This window comes from Pistricoccus aurantiacus (genome assembly GCF_007954585.1).
GTDB lineage: Bacteria > Pseudomonadota > Gammaproteobacteria > Pseudomonadales > Halomonadaceae > Pistricoccus > Pistricoccus aurantiacus.
The window spans coordinates 2,728,019-2,746,710 of record NZ_CP042382.1; the positions used below are offsets into that span (position 1 = coordinate 2,728,019).

Annotated in this window: 17 protein-coding genes; 10 read left to right on the forward strand and 7 right to left on the reverse strand. The window is 60.9% G+C overall.

Going from position 1 to position 18,692, the window contains the following annotated elements; genetic code table 11:
* Positions 1-34 precede the first annotated feature (34 nt).
* The 4 genes from FGL86_RS12855 to FGL86_RS12870 all read left to right on the forward strand — a co-directional run bounded on the left by FGL86_RS12855 (position 35) and on the right by FGL86_RS12870 (position 6,472).
* Positions 35-3,712, forward strand: a complete 3,678-nt coding sequence (locus FGL86_RS12855) for an ATP-binding protein (protein ID WP_147184918.1) — start codon at positions 35-37, stop codon at positions 3,710-3,712.
* Positions 3,712-4,338, forward strand: a complete 627-nt coding sequence (locus tag FGL86_RS12860) for a condensin complex protein MksE (RefSeq protein ID WP_147184919.1) — start codon at positions 3,712-3,714, stop codon at positions 4,336-4,338. The genes FGL86_RS12855 and FGL86_RS12860 overlap by 1 nt, the downstream gene beginning before the upstream one ends.
* A 65-nt stretch (positions 4,339-4,403) precedes the next feature.
* On the forward strand, positions 4,404-5,594 hold the full coding sequence (locus tag FGL86_RS12865; protein ID WP_147186200.1) for a hypothetical protein: 1,191 nt from the start codon (positions 4,404-4,406) through the stop codon (positions 5,592-5,594).
* A complete protein-coding gene (locus tag FGL86_RS12870) occupies positions 5,591-6,472 on the forward strand; it encodes a DUF7281 domain-containing protein (RefSeq protein ID WP_147184920.1) in 882 nt (293 codons plus the stop codon). Before FGL86_RS12865 ends, FGL86_RS12870 begins: the two co-directional genes overlap by 4 nt.
* A 373-nt stretch (positions 6,473-6,845) precedes the next feature.
* Here the strand turns inward: FGL86_RS12870 and FGL86_RS12875 are convergent, their stop codons facing one another.
* Together FGL86_RS12875 and FGL86_RS12880 are read right to left on the reverse strand one after the other, a co-directional pair.
* A complete protein-coding gene (locus FGL86_RS12875) occupies positions 6,846-7,118 on the reverse strand; it encodes a Txe/YoeB family addiction module toxin (RefSeq protein WP_147184921.1) in 273 nt (90 codons plus the stop codon).
* Positions 7,099-7,404, reverse strand: a complete 306-nt coding sequence (locus FGL86_RS12880) for a type II toxin-antitoxin system Phd/YefM family antitoxin (RefSeq protein WP_246131624.1) — start codon at positions 7,402-7,404, stop codon at positions 7,099-7,101. Before FGL86_RS12880 ends, FGL86_RS12875 begins: the two co-directional genes overlap by 20 nt.
* A gap of 172 nt (positions 7,405-7,576) precedes the next feature.
* Between FGL86_RS12880 and FGL86_RS12885 the strand changes: the two genes are divergently transcribed.
* On the forward strand, positions 7,577-8,458 hold the full coding sequence (locus tag FGL86_RS12885; protein ID WP_222433754.1) for an IS701 family transposase: 882 nt from the start codon (positions 7,577-7,579) through the stop codon (positions 8,456-8,458).
* Positions 8,459-8,500: 42 nt separating this feature from the next.
* Complete coding sequence (locus FGL86_RS18025; RefSeq protein WP_222433755.1) at positions 8,501-8,899, forward strand: hypothetical protein; 399 nt, start codon at positions 8,501-8,503, stop codon at positions 8,897-8,899.
* Positions 8,900-9,017: 118 nt separating this feature from the next.
* On the opposite strand, the gene FGL86_RS12890 is transcribed toward FGL86_RS18025, so the two are convergent.
* The 4 genes from FGL86_RS12890 to FGL86_RS12905 all read right to left on the reverse strand — a co-directional run bounded on the left by FGL86_RS12890 (position 9,018) and on the right by FGL86_RS12905 (position 14,208).
* Entirely contained in the window at positions 9,018-9,944 is a 927-nt protein-coding gene (locus FGL86_RS12890; protein ID WP_147184922.1) for an AEC family transporter, read from the reverse strand.
* A 22-nt stretch (positions 9,945-9,966) separates the two neighbouring features.
* Positions 9,967-11,688 (reverse strand): SulP family inorganic anion transporter, encoded by a 1,722-nt coding sequence (locus FGL86_RS12895; protein WP_147184923.1) that lies wholly within the window; start codon positions 11,686-11,688, stop codon positions 9,967-9,969.
* Between the two features lie 58 nt (positions 11,689-11,746).
* The gene (gene rarD, locus FGL86_RS12900; protein WP_147184924.1) at positions 11,747-12,679 is read right to left on the reverse strand and encodes an EamA family transporter RarD; all 933 of its coding nucleotides are present in this window, start codon (positions 12,677-12,679) and stop codon (positions 11,747-11,749) included.
* 209 nt (positions 12,680-12,888) lie between these two features.
* Positions 12,889-14,208 carry an IS1380 family transposase gene (locus FGL86_RS12905; protein WP_425468287.1) on the reverse strand — a complete coding sequence of 440 codons (1,320 nt, stop codon included), beginning with the start codon at positions 14,206-14,208 and terminating at the stop codon, positions 12,889-12,891.
* Between the two features lie 189 nt (positions 14,209-14,397).
* Between FGL86_RS12905 and FGL86_RS12910 the strand changes: the two genes are divergently transcribed.
* Together FGL86_RS12910 and FGL86_RS12915 are read left to right on the forward strand one after the other, a co-directional pair.
* Entirely contained in the window at positions 14,398-15,213 is an 816-nt protein-coding gene (locus FGL86_RS12910; RefSeq protein ID WP_147184925.1) for an amidohydrolase, read from the forward strand.
* Positions 15,213-15,914 (forward strand): pseudouridine synthase, encoded by a 702-nt coding sequence (locus FGL86_RS12915; RefSeq protein WP_147184926.1) that lies wholly within the window; start codon positions 15,213-15,215, stop codon positions 15,912-15,914. The genes FGL86_RS12910 and FGL86_RS12915 overlap by 1 nt, the downstream gene beginning before the upstream one ends.
* Positions 15,915-15,984: 70 nt before the next feature.
* Here FGL86_RS12915 and FGL86_RS12920 read toward each other — a convergent pair whose 3' ends face one another.
* Positions 15,985-16,569, reverse strand: a complete 585-nt coding sequence (locus FGL86_RS12920; protein ID WP_147184927.1) for a hypothetical protein — start codon at positions 16,567-16,569, stop codon at positions 15,985-15,987.
* A 231-nt stretch (positions 16,570-16,800) separates the two neighbouring features.
* Here FGL86_RS12920 and pyrC point away from each other — a divergent pair, with 231 nt between their 5' ends.
* Positions 16,801-17,841: a dihydroorotase gene (gene pyrC / locus FGL86_RS12925; RefSeq protein ID WP_147184928.1), complete on the forward strand. Its 1,041-nt coding sequence runs from the start codon at positions 16,801-16,803 to the stop codon at positions 17,839-17,841.
* Positions 17,842-17,852: 11 nt separating this feature from the next.
* Positions 17,853-18,650 (forward strand): hypothetical protein, encoded by a 798-nt coding sequence (locus FGL86_RS12930; protein WP_147184929.1) that lies wholly within the window; start codon positions 17,853-17,855, stop codon positions 18,648-18,650.
* The last annotated feature ends 42 nt before the right edge of the window (positions 18,651-18,692 follow it).

An 18,692-nucleotide genomic window follows, 5' to 3' on the forward strand; every position in this document is an offset into this window, starting at 1 on the left:
GCTTTTTAGCATTAAAGATTCATAAGGATCTAGCATGGCCCATCTGCTACGAATCGTGATGATCCACGGCCACCTCGAGGGCGTGGTCGAACTCAGTGTCGACGGGCACACCAACATCTGCGGCACCAACGCCTCGGGCAAGACCACTCTGCAGCGATTGGTACCGGTATTCTATGGTGAGCTCCCCAACAAGGTGGTGCCCAAGACGCGGATGAAGTTCGATGCCTTCTACCTGCCGCACCGTAATAGCTATCTGGTGTACGAGTATCGCCGCGAGGCGGGCAATATCTGTCAGGCGGTGCTGACCCGCAAGAGCGAGGGTGGCGTGGAATACCGCTTCGTGGCGGCGCCCTACCGCCCGGAAAATTACCTGGTGGAGAGCGATGCCGGCATGGCGGCGCTGGACTACAGCCAGTGGGCCAGCGGGCTGCGCCGCGAGGGGATCGGCGTGTCGTCCAAGCTGGGAGCCACGTCCGAGTACCGTTCGGTGATTCAGAACGACTTCACCCAGCACCATGGCAGCAGAGGTGACGGCCTCAAACTGCGCCAGATCGCCGCCCAGTTCAGCCTGGTCAAGTCGGAGCACCGCATCCGCCACATGGAGAAACTGGTCTCGGCGGTGCATGCCAAGGAGGGCAAGATGGACACCCTCAAGACCATGCTGGCGGCGATCTTCGAGGAAGACGGCGTCGAACTGCCGGTTACCCGCATTCGCAATACCAAGGCCCGGGAGTGGATCGCGCAGATGCGCCAGTCCATGCGCCTCGAGCCACTGCAACAGATGCTGGGACGGTTGGATGATGTGGACAGGGAGATCGCCGACCTGGAGACGGCCCTGTGGCAGCTCAAGCCCCAGCTCGAGGCCGACCGCCATCGTGCCGAACGGACCCTGGCCGACGTCGAGGCGCGGCTGGGACGTCAGGAGTGCGAGTTCCAGGCCCAGGAGCAGGGCTACGTGAAGACACGGGATGCGCTCAACGAACGCATCAGCGAACTGGACAGCGAGCTAGACCGTACTCGACGCGATCTCGACGATCTGCAAACCAGATACGAAGCATATGCCGAGGCGGACATGCCGGCGCTGGAACGCGATCTGAACGCCCTGCCCCAGTGGCGCGAGCAGTGCCAGCAGCTGCGTGAGCACCTTAGCGTCATACAACAGGCCGCCCAGGCCAGCCAGGCCCGGCTGGATGGCCGACTCAGGGAACTGGCCGACACCCTGGCCCGCCAAACCGAAGCGTCGCAAGGCCTGATCGACGGCCTGGGCGACGAGAAAACCACGTGCCGCGAGCGCCAGTGGGACGCCGAGCGCGCCCTGGACGAACGCTATCGCGCCGAGCACGCCGATCTGGACACCGCCTATCAGACCCGTATCGAGCAAGGCGTCGAGCGTCTGGCGGGACTCAAGGCACAGATGGCCTCCAGTGCCCAGACGCCGGAGGAGATCCAGGAAGCCGAGCTGGCCCAGGCGCGACTCGACCAGGCGCAAAGTGATCGCAATGCGGCTTCCACCTCTCTGCAGGGCGTGCGTGATGAGCACGAAACGCTGAAACGCGAGCGTGACGCCGCCGAACGTGGACTCGAGGAGGCACGCCATGAGCGTGCCCAGGCGGAGGGTCACCGCTATGCACTGTACCAGCAGCGCGACCCCGCCCAGGGCAGCCTGCGCCACTTTCTGCGCTATCACCGCCCGGGATGGGAACAGCGGTTGGGCAAGGTGATCGCTCCCGAACTGCTGGAGCGCCGCGATCTCTCCCCCCAGCTCACGGAAGTGGAGCACGACGCTCTCTTTGGCGTGACCCTCGATCTGGCCGCCATTTCGCTGCCGGATCATGCCCAGGATGAGGCGAGCCTGCTCGCGGCCATCGAGGCGGCCGAAGCGGCACACGCCCGGGCCGAGGGCAATGTTCAGGCCGCGGAAAAACGGCTCAAGGCGCGGCATGACCTTGTCAAGGAAGCCGACGAAACACTGCGGCAGTCGCGCAGCGCGTTCAAGCGTGCCGAGCAGGACGTGGAATACGCCACCCAGGCACGCAGCCAGCTGCAGGAGCGCCATACCCGGCAGCAGAAAGAGCGCCGCCGCGTCTGCGAAGAGGCGCTGGCAGCCGAGGAAGCGTCCCAGCAGGCATTACGCGATGAAAAGCGCGAGGCCTTGGAAACGCTTTCCGATACCCACCAGGCACAGTTGCTGGAACTGAAGGCCGACGCTCAGAGCCAGCTGGATGGCCTCGACGCGCAAATCCGCCAGCACAAACGCCAACTCGACGACCTGAAGGCGGAGCACCAGCGTCAGAAAGAAGAGCTGGAAGCCGCCTTCGATCAGGAACTGCAGGCGCAGGGGGTCGACGCGGTGACGCTGAAAGAGACCCGGTCACGCCTGACCGCGCTGGAGGAACGTATCCGCACCACCGCGGCGCGCCAGGAGGAGCTCGAAGCCTACCTCCGCTTTATGCGCGTGGAGTGGGCTGAACGCAAGCCGCAGTTGGTGGACAAGGAGTCGACGCTTTCTCGTGACAAGCAGGCCGCCGAGCGGGAACGCGACCAGTGCCGGAACGACTTCCAGACGGCCAAGGCGAGACATCTGGAAACGGTCACTGAGCTGAAGGCCAAATGCGATGCCGAACAGCAGGTGATCGATGCCTTGAAGCCGCTGCTGACCCAGGTGGAGGGACTGGGACTGGCCGCCGCGCCCCAGCCGGTCGGCGAGGCGCCAGGCGATGTGCACGAGCGCATCGAACGTGCCCGCCAGGCAATGGAAAGCCGCAGCCGCGAACTCGAGACCCTGCGCAAGGGGTGTGAGCAGGTGGAAGGCGAATTGATCAAGGGGGGCAGCAGCGGCTTCGTCGAAACATTGGATGCCGAGCGGGCGAAGTTGACGGGGAACGACGCCGAGCAGAACACCAGCCCTCGGCATCAGCTACTGCTGCTGCGCGGCATGCTCACGCTACTGGAGGACCAGCAGCAGCAGTTGATCCAGCAGGGCCGTAACCTCGGCGATGACCTGGACAAGTTCTTCACCGTCTTTCGCGACCTCAACCGCCGCATCAGCGCGCAGAGCCGCCGCCTTTCCGAGGAGGTTGCCGACGACCTGCGCCTCGAGGGAATCAGCAAGGCCGAGGTTCGCATCCAGTCCACCATCGACGAGCTGGGCTTCTGGGAGCCGCTGAAGCAGTTTGCCGAATACTTCCGGGCATGGCGCGGCGTGGGCCTCCCGAGTGACGACTATCTCAACGCCCTGGCCGATGTGGTGGATCTGCTGCGCAGCGACCAGCAGTACAGCTTCGAGAGTCTGCTGCGCTTGGAGCTGCAACTGAACGAGGGCGGCACCGATCTGGTGATCAAGAACGACCGCCAGTTGCTGGAGTCCTCCAGCCACGGCATGGCCTATCTGATCCTGTGCAAGTTCCTGCTCGCCTTTACCCGCTTGTTGCGCGGTCAGGCCGAGATCGCCATCCACTGGCCCATCGACGAGATCGGCACCCTGGCCTACCACAACGTGGAAAAGCTATTCGAGGCCTGCGACAGCAATCACATCCATGTCGTCGGAGCCTTCCCCAACCCCGAGTCGGATGTACTGCTGCTGTTCCACAATCGCTACCTGATCGACCGGGACGCAGGCCAGCCCAACCGTCGCCACCTGAAACGCATCGAGCCGCGCTTGAGCCGCCTGGCCCAACGCCTGCAGGCCCGCGCCGCCGAGGAGGTCTCCTGATGATCGAACATGGCCCTTTGCTGGAACGGCTGTTGGCCGGGGAGTTCATCTGCGCGGTGAGCGACGAGAGCGCCTTTCGCCGGCTGGAGGATGAGCAAACCCGCGAGCAGATCGATACCTACCTGCGACCGCTCAACCGGCGATTGGCGTCCAACCCCGAGGGCAGCGTCTACTTCCTGGCCTGGCGGCAAATAAACGATAGCGCTCGCGACCAACTGTCACGTCAGCTCGGCGACACGCTGAACAGCCTGCTCCCCCTGCTGGAGTGGCTGCAGCTGGTTCAGGAAGCGCTGGGACGCGACGCCCTGCTCGCTCCCGGCGACGTGCTCAAGCCGGCGGAGTTCAGCGCCAAGTGCGAGGATAACCAGAGCCTGCGCGAGCGCTTGGAACGGCTGGCCACGGACAGTTTCTTCGGCTCCCAGAGTGAGCAGCTCGACGCCCAGATGAAGCAGGTCTTCAAGCGTCTAAAAGAGCACGGCTATCTGCTCCAGCCTCATGCTGAGCGCCAGGTTTATCTGGTTACCGGCAAGATCGACTACCTGGTAGACCTGGTGCGCTTCATCCGCGACGAGGAGAACCTGCCCGTCGACGAAGAGGGCCCGGCGACCCAGGAGGCCCTGTTGTGAAAGGAGGAGTCGAGAGCGAGTCCCACGCTCTGGAGAGCCGCTTGATCGCCACGGGTGTCGAGCGGATGGCATTGCTCGGCAAGCACGCCGATGCCTTGATGCAAGGCTATACCCGCGACGAGGTGCCGCTGGACACCTTGAGCGACTCGGCGTTGCGCAAGCTGCTTGCAGCGCGCATCCTGTGGCGTCCCGATGAACACGGCGGTGTCAAGCTCGCCCCCAAGGTGCGCGAACTGATCGCCGAGATGCTCGCCGACGAGACCCGCCGCCATGTCAATGCGGATGTGGCCGAAACCCTGGAACTCCTGCGCGGCCTGGTGCAGAGCTATCGTGAGGCACGCAGCCACGGCGAGCACTGGCGACAGGAGCAGCAACTGCTGCGTCTGCGCCAGGAGGTGGATGACCTCAACGGCCGCTTTGCCGATGCCATCGACAGCCTCTGGCAGCGCTTCAACAGCGACTTCGGCTTCGTCAGCCGTCTCAACGACAAGATCCGCGAGAACGACCGGGCCCAGAAGCAGATCGTACGCTTGCTGGACGGACTGGCGCTGATCGACTTTGATGAATTGATCGAGCTGGTCGGCAGCGACGGTGCACTGCGCAAGCTGCTGATCAGTCAGCTGCAGCAGCAGCTCAGCCAGCACTACACCAACCTGCGCGAAGTGCAGCACCGACTCACGGAACTGATGGCGCGTTTTCGCCAGCAGCAGTCGCGTAGCCGCCTGGTGGCGGGCATGGCCGCCTTCCTGCGCGAGCACCCCGGGTTTGTGCCCGGCAACTACGCCCGCCGCAGCGACGTTCCGGCACTGGTCAACCAGGCCACCCCGCTCATCGCCGCCGCCGCGCCGGCGCTTGACCGCCATCTGGATACTCAGGTACTCACCGAGCTGCTGCACCGGCTACCCGTGCCGGCACACAAGCCGCAGACGGTGGCTGCCGCGCAACCCGCCGAGGCCCGGGAAGAAACCCTGGTCGCTGCCCGCCAGCAGGCCCTGAAGCAGGACGTGGAACGCTTCTACCTGACGGTGGTCGATCATCCCGACCGCGAGGGGATCAGTGCCCTGGCGTATCTGCACGCCGGCGATCTGGAGTGGGCGGATGAAATATGGCTATTCCAGGTGATCGCGGAATACCAGGGCCTGCCACGCACCGAGCAGCGCGCCTTCCGCCTGCATCAGGAGGAGAGTCAGGCCAGCCGCTTCAATCACCTGCGGCTGATTCACGACGTCACGCTGCAGCTGGCGCTTCCAGCATGACCCGCCCTCTCTCGCCCAGCGCTTACAGGCTATTGCGCTGCGTCGAGGAGACATTGCACCGTGTGCCCGCCGTGGGGAAACCGCGCAGTGGAAAGGCCCTGAAAGAGATCGAGGCCTGGTGCGCTCAGTACGACATAGACCTCGCTGTCTATCGCCAGGGCAATACGCTGCGCTTCGATCGCCGGCTGCTCGGCGAAATCAACGAGGTGCTGGACAGCCTGGGGCATCCGCCCCTCGATATCGCATTGAGTGGCCGCACGACCACGCAACAGGCCGAGCAAGGCGGGATCGAGGCGAAGAGTGTACGCGAACGTCCCCGCACCAGGCGGGTACTGGCGAGCCTCCCAGCGCTGTCTCGGCCACCGTGGCTGGCCAGTGAATCCCGCGAGTACCGTGATCTCGATTGGCAGTCGCTGGATCTAGGCGGCTTCGACATCCTCATCCAAGTGGAAAATCTCGACAGCTTCTACGCCTTCACCCCCGATATCGAGGCCATCGACCGCTTTCGGCAGCCGCTGGTGATCTACCGTGGCGATCGCCACTACGGCGGGGGTTTCGCTGTGCTGGCCGAAACCTGGACGGCGACCGGCAAGCCGCACGTCTATCTGGGGGACTTCGATGCCGCCGGTATTACGTTTGCCATTGCCAGCCAAGCGACGCATTTGCTTCTGCCACCGCTGGAGTGGCTCATTCACCACGCCACCGCCGATCATCTGCCGGCCACTCAGATGAAGGCGCAAGCCTCGCTTCTTGAACACCGCGCAGCGCTGTCCAGCGACCACCCGTTGCGCGACTATCTGGCGATTATTCTCGACCGGCAGCGCGGACTCAGGCAACAGTGGTTTGGTGAGAGATTGGAAAGGGTGCCGCTTGGCTAATGGTATCGCTCGGTTACTGGCTCTGTTCTTCGTCCCTGCACTGTATGTAACCTGGTTCCGTATCCATCGCGATGAGTCGGCATCTGCCGAATACGGAGGCAATATATTGAGAAATGCAAGCAATTACAGGCACGGCGACGGATACTACATTGCGGCTTCGCTTCCATTCCCCAGCCGCACATGCTGTTGGCATTAAATGCAAAGAGGAAGCTATGTCAGGGATCGCTAAAACTCCGAATTCGCTATCTTCAAGCACATCGAAATCTTTTATAACCGAAAGAGAAGACACTCTGCTTTGAGTTATGTCAGTCCGGTGAAATACGAGCGCAGAGGCGCATAACCGAGTGTCTATTTTTCGTGAGTAGGACCAACATTAGCGTTGGTCGTAGTGGCCACCGATGGCGAAAATATAAATGTATCTTTCGTCGAACCGGTATATGAGCCTATCCCTCTGTGAAATACGCCTGGCCCATAAGCCCGACAGGCTGTGTTTAAGCGGCTCTGGTTTTCCGAGACCAGTTGATGGGTCTTCAGACCGAAGCATTTCTTTCAGCAGCTTGCAGAGCGCTTTGTGCAGGTTCTTGTCCTTCTCACGCATTTTTTCATACGCTTCCCAAGTGTTGCCCTCAAATACCAGTGATCTCATTCATCTGCTCGTCGGTGGGTGTGTACCCATGGCCACGGGTGTGGGTGTCGAGGGAGGCCGCAATCTGTTGCATCAGATCCCGACTCTGAAGAACATGCAGTGTTTCCTGCTCTCTTTCCCAGTCCTCAGCACTCACGACCACAAATGCTGCTCCTGCGCGACGCGTCACCTTGAGGGGTTCATGCCTACTGACAACCTGCTCCACAAGACTTTTCAGGTTGTCTCTGAACTTGTTTACACTGATAACATCCATAATTTCACCATTACGTACGGAGATGCCGTACAACTATATCGCAATGCTCCCGACAAGACCAAGCACAGCGACAGCTTTTGCGTTGCGGTTTCGTTGCTTATGTGGTTCGAGTAGCGGTGGATAATGCGCACCGATATACCCTAATACTACGGTTGTAGATAAACGCTATACTTTGTTGGTCACCTAATCGTGAGTGAGGTATGCCATGCTGAATGACCTCCTGACCCCTGAGGGTCTGCGTGAGCAAGCCCATGTCTGGGAATCGGAACTGTCTTCCTGGGTGGCGGAACTGGGCGGTTATGTCAAGCGTGCCGAGGCAAGAGAACGCCTGGGTGCGTATCTGCGCGGCTTGCTGGGAGACATCGAACGACGCAACAGCTGGCAACTGGCCGAGCACCAGGGCGACACACGCCCCTACGGCTTCCAGCATCTGATCAACCGCGCTCGCTGGGACGAAGACGGGGCCCGCGATGCCGTACAACAACGCGTCTACCAGGCCTTGCGCGATGATGATGGGGTGCTGGTGGTCGATGAGACGGGATTCCTCAAGAAGGGCCGGCATTCGGCAGGCGTCAAGCGCCAGTACAGCGGGACCGCCGGCCGGATCGAAAACTGTCAGATCGGCGTGTTTCTCGGTTATGCCAGCTGCTGGGGTCAGGGCCTGATCGATCGCACTCTGTTCCTTCCTCGGGATTGGGCAGAGGATCGCAAACGCTGCCGCCAGGCGGGCATTCCCGAGACGGTGGGTCACAAGCCCAAGACGGCACTGGCCCGGGACATGCTGGTCCATGCGCTGGACAGCGGGGTTACGGCCCGCTGGGTGACAGGCGATGCCGTTTATGGCGAGTCCTTTCAGCTACGCTGGGCCCTGGAGGAACGCGACCAGGGCTACGTGATGGCGGTCAGCCGCAAGACCCATGTGTGGCGGGGACTGGAGCAACGCAAGGTCGGTGATCTGCTGACGGTATTGCAGGAGAATGCCGAGTTCGACTGGACCCGGCTTAGCGCGGGCGCCGGGAGCCAGGGACCGCGGCTGTCTGACTGGGCGTTTCTGGCCATCAATCCGGGGCCATTCCAAGGGTGGTAGCGTGGGGTGTTGGTACGGCGCTCTCTGGAGGATAAGCGGGCGATGACGGCATACCTCACTTTCGCCCCCGAGGGCACGTCACTGGCGGATCTGACGTTGGCCGCCGGGGCGCGGTGGAATATCGAGCGCTGTTTCCAGGAGAGCAAGTCCCAACTGGGCCTGGATCAGTATGAAGTACGGACGTGGACAGGCTGGCATCGTCATATCACGCGGGTGATGGCCGCCTATGCCTTGCTGGTCACGCTGCGCCGTCGCCAGTTGAAAAAAAGCCTGTTGCTGAGCCTGGGTGGGCAAGGCCCGTGGTCCTCTCTCTGGCCGAAATGCGGCGATGGCTGTGTCTCACTGCCGTTGCCTGGCGACGACGAGGAATTGAGAGTGTCCTGCGCTGGTCCCTCTGGCGTCGGTGGCATCAGCGCATCGCCCAGTATCATCACTGGGTGAGACGACAGCGGGCAATAGGGACCGTGGTATCCATGCCGCTCAGCGATTATCTGCAACTGTAGTACTAAAGCAAATGCGCCTCGGGTAGCATGCGTTTGTGCGGGATACCTGCCGGGTTTCAACCGGCCAACATGAGCCACAGCGGCAGGGTCAGCATCGCCAGCAGGGTTTGCCCGGTGATCAGCGCTGCCATCAGCTCCGCGTCGCCGCCCAGCTGGCGCGAGAGGATATAGGCGGAAGTCGCGGTGGGCAGGGCGGCGAACAGAAGCGCCACGTCACGACTTACTGGGTCGAGTTCGAACAGGGTGGCCAGGCCCAGCACCAGGGCGGGCATCAACAGAAGCTTGGTCAGGTTGGCGACCCAGACGCTTCGATCCAGGCGCAGCAGCGTCGCGGGCCGCAGCGCCACTCCCACCGCGACCAGTCCCAGGGGCAACGCCGCGCGGCCCAGCAGACTAACCGTCTCTTCGCTCCAGCCCGGTAGCCCCAGGCCACTCAGGTTGAGGGCGATGCCAAGCAGACAGGCCAGGATCAAGGGGTTGCGAGCCAGCGCGCCAAGACTCTTACGGATACTTGCCGTTCCCAGTGTGCCCGCGGCGACGAAGCTCGTCACGCAAAGCACGTTGACCACCGGCACCATCAACGCCACGGCCACCGCCGCCGCCGTGGCGCCCGCATTGCCATGCAGGGCGGCTGCACCGGCGACTCCCACGTAGGTATTGAAGCGCAGCGACCCTTGAAAGACCGAGGTGAAGCCTGCGCCTTCGGGTTCGATCCGCCGGCGCAGCGCCCACAATAGACACGCAAAAACGATCATGGCCCCAAGCAGCGCCAGCGCCATGCGCGCCACTGGCAGTCGAGAAACGTCCGTGGTGGCCAGGGTGGCAAGCAGCATGGCGGGAAACAGCAGGAAGTAGATCAGCCGTTCAAGCCGCGGCCAGAAATCTGCGCCGGGCCAACGCCGCCAACGGAGCAGGGTACCGAGCAGGATCAGCAGAAACAGTGGACCCAGCGCGTCCTCGACGGCGCTCTCGGTGACGGTCATGGCATCTCTTCCCGATTCCCGTTCATGGTTGATCCGGTCGTGGACGCAGTTCCTTCCAGGCCGCATAGGTGCTCAGGAAGACTCGCCCGGTCAGGGTGTCGAGAAAATCGCTGTGCTTGAGGCGATCCATCACCGGCCCCTTGACCTCCGCCAGATGCAAGGTGACCTTCGAATCCTTGAGTCGAGCGTTGATGGCATACAGGCTTTCCAGGGCGGAAGCGTCTATGAGATTGACCGCGGAGCAGATCAGCACCACATGCTCGAGCTCCGGCCGGTTGGCGATCAAGTTGTAGAGGGTGTCCTCGAGATAGCGGGCGTTGGCGAAGTACAGGCTCTCGTCGATACGCAGAAAGGCGACGTGGCTGAGGGTTTCGACTTCATGACGGGTGACGCTGCGAAAATGCTCCGACCCTGCCATCAGGCCGACGACAGCGCTATGCGGTCGGCTGGTGCGATACAGAAACAGAGCGATGGAAAGACTGACGCCGGCAACGATACCCGCCTCGACGCCTTCCAGTAGCGTCAGCAGGATGGTCACCGCCATGGCGGCAAAGTCGCTGCGGGAATAGCCCCAGGCCAAGCGCAGCATACGGATATCCACCAGAGTCAGGATCGATACGGTGATCACGGCGCCCAGTACCGCGATCGGCAGATGATAGAGCAGCGGCGTCATCAGCAGAGTGATCAGCGCCACGCCGCAGGCGGCGATACTACCCGCCGCGGGAGTCTGGGCACCGGCATCGAAATTGATCACCGTACGAGACAGTCCGCCGGTAACCGGCATGCCCCCGGAAAAGGCAGCCACCAGATTGGAGGCGCCCAGCCCCACCAGTTCCTGATTGGGGGAAATGCGCTGGCGCCGCTTTGCTGCCAGCATCTGGCCCATGGAAACGGACTCCACGAAGCCCACTACGCTGAGCAGCAGTGCCGGTATCAAAAGCTGATGCCAGAGGGAGGCATCGAAAGCCGGCAGCGTCAGCGGCGGCAGCCCTTTAGGAATATCACCCACCACGGCGACGCCTAGGGTTTCCAGATCGAATCCCCAGCTGATCAGGGTGGTGATGACCACCGCGAATACCGGTCCGGTCTTGGCGATCAAGCCCGCCAGGCCGTCGTTCAAGCCAAGTCGGCCCAGGGTCATCCGGCCCCAGCGGCGCATGACGACCAGAAGCATCAGGCTGCCTGCGCCAATCGCCAGAGTCACGAGATGAATCTTGTCAAGGCTTGTAATCAGACTGGGCACGAGCTCGATCAGGGTGTGGCCGCTGGCGGAGACGCCCAGCAGATTTCCCAGTTGGCTGGCGGTGATCAGAATGGCGGAAGCGCTGAGGAAACCGGAGATTACCGGGTGGCTCAGGAAGTTGGCGAAAAAGCCCAGCCGAAAAAGTCCCATGAGCACGAGTATCACGCCGGAAAGCAGCGCCAACACCAGCGCCGCCTGTAGATAAAGCTCGCTCCCCGGCGCGGCGATGGGAGATAAGGCCGCTCCGGTCATCAAGGCGAGAATCGCCACCGGTCCCACCGCTAGGGTACGGCTGGTGCCAAACAGGGTATAGGCCAATAACGGCAGGATGCTGGCGTAAAGTCCGACCACCGCCGGCAATCCCGCCAGGATGGCGTAGGCCAAGGATTGCGGGATCACCATGATCGTGACGATGAGGCCTGCCAGCAGATCCGCACCGAACAGACGCGCGTTGTAATGCGGTAGCCAGGTGAGAATAGGCAGGTAGCGCTTCAGTAGCATCGTATCAGGGCGCCTTGATCAGAGCGGATTAGAGTGGGTTCGTGCCTGCCGATAAAGGCTATCTCGTCGGTGTCGCCGATGCTGTGGGGCGAGGGCGAGACTGCCAGGCAGACCAGATATACAGCAAAAGCCCGGTCCAGATCATCACGAAGCTTATCAGCTGGATTTGATTCAAGGGCTCCCGGAAAACGAACAGGGCAATCAAGAACTGCAGCGTGGGATTGATATAGAGTAGAAAGCCCAGAGTCGACAGGCGCAGACGGCGAGCCGCGCCGGCAAAGGCTAGTAGCGGCATGGCGGTGATCATGCCGCTGGCGATGAGCAGCCAGGTCTGGCGGGAGGTCTCACCGAAATGCGAGTTTCCGCTGGCGCTCAGCCAACCGAACGCCAACAGGCCCAAAGGCAACAGCAGCAGAGTTTCGACAAAAAGACCGGAAAGCCCGTCCAGCATGACCTGTTTGCGCAGCAGGCCGTAGCTGCCGAAGGTCAGCGCCAGGGTGAGCGAAATCCAGGGTAATTCTCCCAAGGCAACCAGTTGCACGACGATAGCGATGACCGCCAGGACGACGGAAGCTGTCTGCAGGGCAGTGATACGTTCACGAAGTACCACCAGGGCCAAAGCGACATTGACCAGAGGCGTGAGGAAATAGCCTAAACTTGCCTGTAATACTTGATGGCTACTTACCGCATAGATGTATAACCCCCAGTTGAAGGAAATCAGCAGCGCGCAGGCGAGTACTCGGCCTAGCCTTTGGGGCTCGCGCAGCGCGGCCTTCACCGGCGACCAGCGTTGCAGCAGGGTGATCACGATAGCCAGGAAGCCGCAGGCCCAGATGACCCGATGAATCAGCACCTCCCAGGCGGGCACGCCTTCGAACAAGGCGAAAAACAACGGAAAGCAGCCCCACATGAGATAGGCGCTTACTCCAAAGCCGACCCCCTTGAGCGCGCTTGGGTTCTGGTTTGAAGAGAAAAACGATAGGCTGCGCATCGTGACCTCGCGACTAAATAGCTCAATTTAGCATAACCGCTAGCCCGAAAATTGCACCAGACTGGCCAGCGACTCTTAGATACTGGGCTCGGTGAGGGTGATGGCTCTCACGGCCTGAAATTGGCTAGTTCTTGAACAATTTCATGGTCTCCGGGCGCACTTCCCCCTACCCCCTGTGTTTTCTGTGCCGGGGACAGCACGCCGCAGCGCTATCCCGGCACCAGCTTGCTGACCAGTTTCAGGAACAGGTCTTGTTCCGAGCACTGACTGTTCAACATCAGCCGGATAGTGCGGGTGTTGCGGGTGATGACGGCGCCGATCTTCAACAGCTTCAGGCGGATGGTATTGACCTGCGCCTGGGCGAAGGCGGTGCGCTTCAGGTAAATCCGACGCAGCCGCTCCAGCAGCAGGTAGGCGAGCCCCGAGAGCAGCAGGCGGTACTGGTTCGGCCACCACGCGTGGCAGCTGGTCCGGTCGGAGAACAGGAACTGCTGCTCCTTGATCCGATTCTCCATCTCGCCCCGGGCGCAGTAGCGGTGGTCGTAGAGCCACTCGGCGCTGCAGCCGCGCAGGCTGGTGACCACATAGCGCGTGTTGAACCCGCGCCGGCTGGTCTCGGATTTGACGATCACCTTGCGTTGACGCGCGTTCCAGCTCTTGGCCGCGTACTCGATAAAGCCGAACACACGCTGCTTCTCCCAGCTCTCCTCAAAGCGGATGGCCGACGCGTAGTCGGTGTCCAATGCCCGCTTGGCCAGGCGCTTGTTGCCGGCGATGCCGATGATGTAATCGACATCGTGACGGTCACACCAGTTGAGGATCAGCGGGCGGCAGAAGCCGCTGTCACCGCGGAACACGATCCGTACCTCAGGCCACGCTTGACGCAGCCGCCGGACCAGCAGCGCCAGGACGGCGCCGGCATGATGGGCGGCATCCCGCGAGGCCGGGCGCAGATAGCTGGCCAGCAGCTGATCACCGCAGAACACGAACAGCGGCAGGAAGATGTAGTGGTCGTAGTAACCGGAGAAGTGCCGCCCGAGCTGCTCGCCGTGCACGCGATCGTCGGTGGCATCAAAGTCGAGGTAGAGCGGCTTCTTGGGTGGCTTGCGGAAGGAACGGATGAACTGCTCGATGAGCTCCTCATGAATAGCCACCGCCCAGTCTCGGTTGGCCTGTTGCTCGAAGCGACACAGGGTGGACTGGCTGGCCAGCACGCCATCGGTATCGACGGCGGTCTGCAGAGCGACGTCATGGCGCAGCGCGTGGTGATCATTGAGATCTTCGTAGCCCAGGGCCAGGCCGAAGACACGCTGACGGACCAAGGTTTGCGTGCGGTGGTGGCAGCGTTGAGGATCACGCTCATCGGTCAGCCGGCGGGCCACGGCGCGTGTCAGGCTCATCTCACGGTCGAGCTGACGCAACAACAAGATGCCGCCGTCGGAAGTGACATCGCCGCCATCGAAACTGGCGACGATCCGACGGCCTTTACAGCGTGGAAAGGAAGCGGAGGGCATGGTACATTTTGTCATGGCGGCTGAGTCGGCTGGTTCTTGTGTAGGAGCTTGAATTATAACCGATTTTCAGCCGTCTTTTTCATGTCTGGTGCAATTTTCGGGCTAGAGCATTCCTTATGGCAACGGGAACTTTCCTGCTTCTGAAGCTGCGAATCGTCGGCGTCTCGTTTAGTCTGAAAGCTATGTAATCCGCAGGAGTAAAAAATGAGTGAACCGAGAACTACCGAACTGAGAGCGACCCTCGTGCAGTGTGATTTGCGCTGGGAGGATCCGGCGGCCAATCGCCAGCGGCTCGAAGAACTACTGGAAGGTATCGATCATACCGTCACGGATCTGATCCTGCTGCCGGAAATGTTCGCCACCGGTTTTACCATGAACTCCCGAGAAATGGCGGAGTCGATGCAAGACAGCGCAAGTGTCGCCTGGCTACAGCAGCAGGCCAGGCAACGCGACTGCGCGATCATCGGCAGCATCGCCATCGAAGATCAAGGCAAGTATTACAACCGGCTGATCTGGGCGGATCCGGCGGGCATGATCTATAGCGACAAGCGGCATCTGTTTCGCATGGCAGGAGAACACGAGCGCTACGACATGGGCAATGCGCGGGTGGTCGTCAATTACAAGGGTTTCAGGCTGCTGCTGACGGTGTGCTACGACCTGCGGTTTCCGGTGTGGCTGCGTCAGCAACCAAGCGAGGAGCGCCATTTCGAATACGATGCGCTGTTGTGTATCGCCAACTGGCCGGCTCCCCGGCGCCATGCCTGGCGGACTCTGCTGCAAGCGCGAGCTATCGAGAATCTGTGCTACGTGATCGGTGTCAACCGGGTCGGCGAGGATGCCAAGGGCCTCGCCTACGCTGGAGATTCCATGCTGGTGGACTTCAAGGGCGAGCCGCTACTGGATCATCCTCGGGATAGCGCCTTCGTGGAAACCGTCAAGCTCGATCGTCAGGCGCTTTCTGATTTTCGCGACAAGTTTCCCGCCTGGCGGGATGCGGATCGCTTCGAGGTGTTCGGCTGATGCGTCTGGACAAGTTTCTGGGAGAAACCACGGAGTTGACCCGCAGCCTGGCCAAGAAGGCCTTGCACCGCGAGGAAGTGCTGGTGGGCGGAGTGCCGATCAAGAACCCGGCGGTTCAGGTCGATGAGCACAGCGTAGTGACCTGGCAAGGACAGCGGCTTGAGTTGGTGGGGCCGCGCTACCTGATGCTGTACAAGCCTGCCGGGGTGGAGTGCACCGGCCGGCGAGGGCGCTACCCGCTGGTGACCGACTTGATCGATCTACCCAAGGTGGAGCGGTTGAAAGTCGCAGGTCGCCTAGACGTGGACACCACGGGACTGGTACTGCTGACAGACGACGGTCAATGGATTCATCGAGTCACCTCGCCCCGTAAGCAATGCCCCAAACTTTATGAAGCGACCCTGGCGGAACCCTTGGAAGGCGCCGCCGCGCAGCGTGCTATCGAAATGTTCAGCCAAGGGCTGCAACTGGAAGGCGAGGAAAAACCTACACGGCCCGCGATTCTCGAACTATCAACGCCTTGTCAGGTTAGGCTGACTATCGAGGAAGGCAAATACCATCAGGTAAAACGCATGTTCGCGGCCATCGGCAATCGGGTGGAGCGGCTGCATCGCAGTGCAATAGGCGGGCTGACACTCGATCCGGCGCTAGCGCCGGGAGAGTGTCGAACGCTGACCCGGGAAGAAATAGCCAGCTTCTAGATTTATACCGTTATCTTGTGTATGCTAATAAATATGGCGTTGAAATAAGTAGCAATAGGATTATCGATTATCAGAACTGATAGGTAATGCTGGCGGTGGCCATTTTCAGATGCTCAAGCTCCCGAGTATCGATGTACTCGTATTCCAACTGACCGAGCATGCCGGAAAATCGCATGCTGGCGCCAAGACCGTAAATGGGCGCGGTGCCGCCCAGCGAGTCCTTGTCGCGTCCGGCGTCGTTGATGAAATCCCCTTGCCATTGAGCCAGCCCGGATTTGGCGAAGACTCCTACCATGCCGATACGCAATCCGGCCAGCAGGGCGCCGTTCAAGCTGGTGGTGTTCATGATGGCCTGGCTGCCATTGACGGAGGTGGGAATATCGTCGCTTTGCAGATAGCTGATTTCCGCGCCAAGTTCGATGCTGGGTATTTGAGGCATGAGATAGGCTCCGAGCAGGCGAAAGCCTGAGGTGAAGCCGTCCGCGGATACGACCTCATTGCCGCCTAACAGCATTCGTTCATCTACCTCCACTTGCACGGTATCCGCATTGGCATAAACCAGTTGTCCGGTATCCGCCATGGCAAGAGGCGACGCACCGAGCATCAGGCATGCCGGTAAGGAGATCCAGCCAAAGTGGAAAGTCGAATTATTCATGCCAGCTGTTCCCGAATTACAAGGAGAGGTGTAAAGCATGACCCGATTCAAAGCCTTTCTAGCGTAGTCGCCAAACTGCGACAGGGTCAATATAAAAGAATCGTGAACACGTGAATGCCTGGCGAAAGCCGCGTGGGACCATTGAAAACGCTATACTCTTGTCATTTTCCAATCGCGTTTATTTTCATCGCGTGATGATTTCTTTCACTATTTTTCCAGGCAGGATTATCCGTGAACGAACTGCGTATTACCCAACCCGACGACTGGCACCTGCATTTACGTGACGAAGATGCATTGAAAGCGGTGCTGCCGTATACCGCTCGCCAGTGCGGGCGAGCCATCATCATGCCCAACCTGACCCCGCCGGTGACGACGCTTGAAGCTGCCAGTGGTTATCGCGAAAGGATCCTTGCCGCCTTGCCGGAAGGCAGCGATTTCGAACCGCTGATGACGCTCTACCTGACGGATCACACCGGCGCCGATGAAGTAGAAAAAGCCTGGCAAAGCGGCATCGTTCATGCGGTGAAACTCTATCCTGCCGGCGCCACCACCAATTCCGCCTCAGGGGTGACGAACATTCGCCATTGCGACGCGGCCTTGAGCGCCATGGAGGCGCTCGGTATGCCGCTTCTGGTGCACGGCGAAGTCACCGCGCCCGGGGTCGATATCTTCGATCGTGAAGCGGTATTCATCGAAGAGGTCATGGAGCCATTGCTTGAGCGTCATCCGAATCTCAGGGTGGTGTTCGAGCATATCACCACCGTTGACGCAGTCGCGTTCGTCGAGCGGGCGCCGGCGAATATTGGGGCGACGATTACCGCGCATCACCTGCTGTTCAACCGCAATCACATGTTGGTAGGGGGCGTTCGCCCGCATTATTTCTGTTTGCCGATCCTGAAGCGGGAAACCCATCGCGCCGCCCTGCTCAAGGCCGCCACCAGCGGTTCGCCGAAGTTTTTCCTGGGCACCGACAGCGCTCCTCATCGTCGGCAGGACAAGGAAGCCGCCTCTGGCTGTGCCGGTGCCTTCACCGCGCCAGCCGCCATCGAGCTTTATGCTACCGCCTTCGACCAAGCGGGAGCCCTGGACAAGCTCGAAGGATTCGCCAGCCATTTCGGCGCGGATTTCTACGGTCTGCCGCGCAACTCGCGAACTTTGACCCTCCGGCGGGAATCCTGGCGCATGCCGGAGACGCTGGCCTATGCCGGCGATGATTGCATCGTTCCCTTGATGGCCGGTGAGTCCATTCCCTGGAAGCTGGTGCAGGACTAGGAGCATTTTCCATGAAGTCTCGAAGCCAGGCACGCCCCGCCAAGGCAGATGAAGACCGGCTGAACGCGGCTGGCCTGTCCCTCAAGCGCAAGGTGGTGTCCGTCCTGGCCGCTGCCTTTCTGACGGCACTGGCTTTCGTTTTTCTGTTTACCGGTTATCTGGAGGGAGGGGCCTTCGTCAGCATGTTGACTCTGGCCTTTGGCACCGGCCTGGTCTTGCTGGTGTGGAACCGTATAGAGCAGTTCACCTTGTTCGGTAGCGAGATCAAGCTGCGCCGCCTGGCCCACCAAGCGGAAGACATGCTGTCCGGGCTTGATGAAAGTCGCGTCGATGTCTATCGCACCATGCTGCGGTTGACCGACGGCGCGTTGGAAACCCAGTCGCCGGGGGTGAAGATTCCCGCCGAGACTTTCCGGGTTGACGCTATACAGGATGAACCGATTCAGGCATTGGTCGGCCTTTTGCGATCCATCGAGCGTGCCGAATTGATCGATCGGCTCGCCGATGACATCGCTGATGTTGCCGACAAGGCGATTGAACGGACGACGGATTCGTTGAAGCAGCGCGATGGGCATTTTCGTCAAGCTCTTGATGACGCTCGCATCGAGAATTCGCCAGGAGAGATCGCGGGGTTTTATACACGCTGGGCGCGAAGCGGTATCGGAAATGGCGAAGCCGACTCTTCGCGGGCTCATGGCTTGATGGCTGGCCCCCTGGACCGCTCGGTGGCACTAACGCAATTAGAGGAGTTGTTGCGATACCGAGAAATGGCGAAAGCGCTGCGTAAAAGTCCACCCGAATCGTCATGACCTCGAGGTCGTCTGCCAGACCATCAGATCGAGAAAGACCAA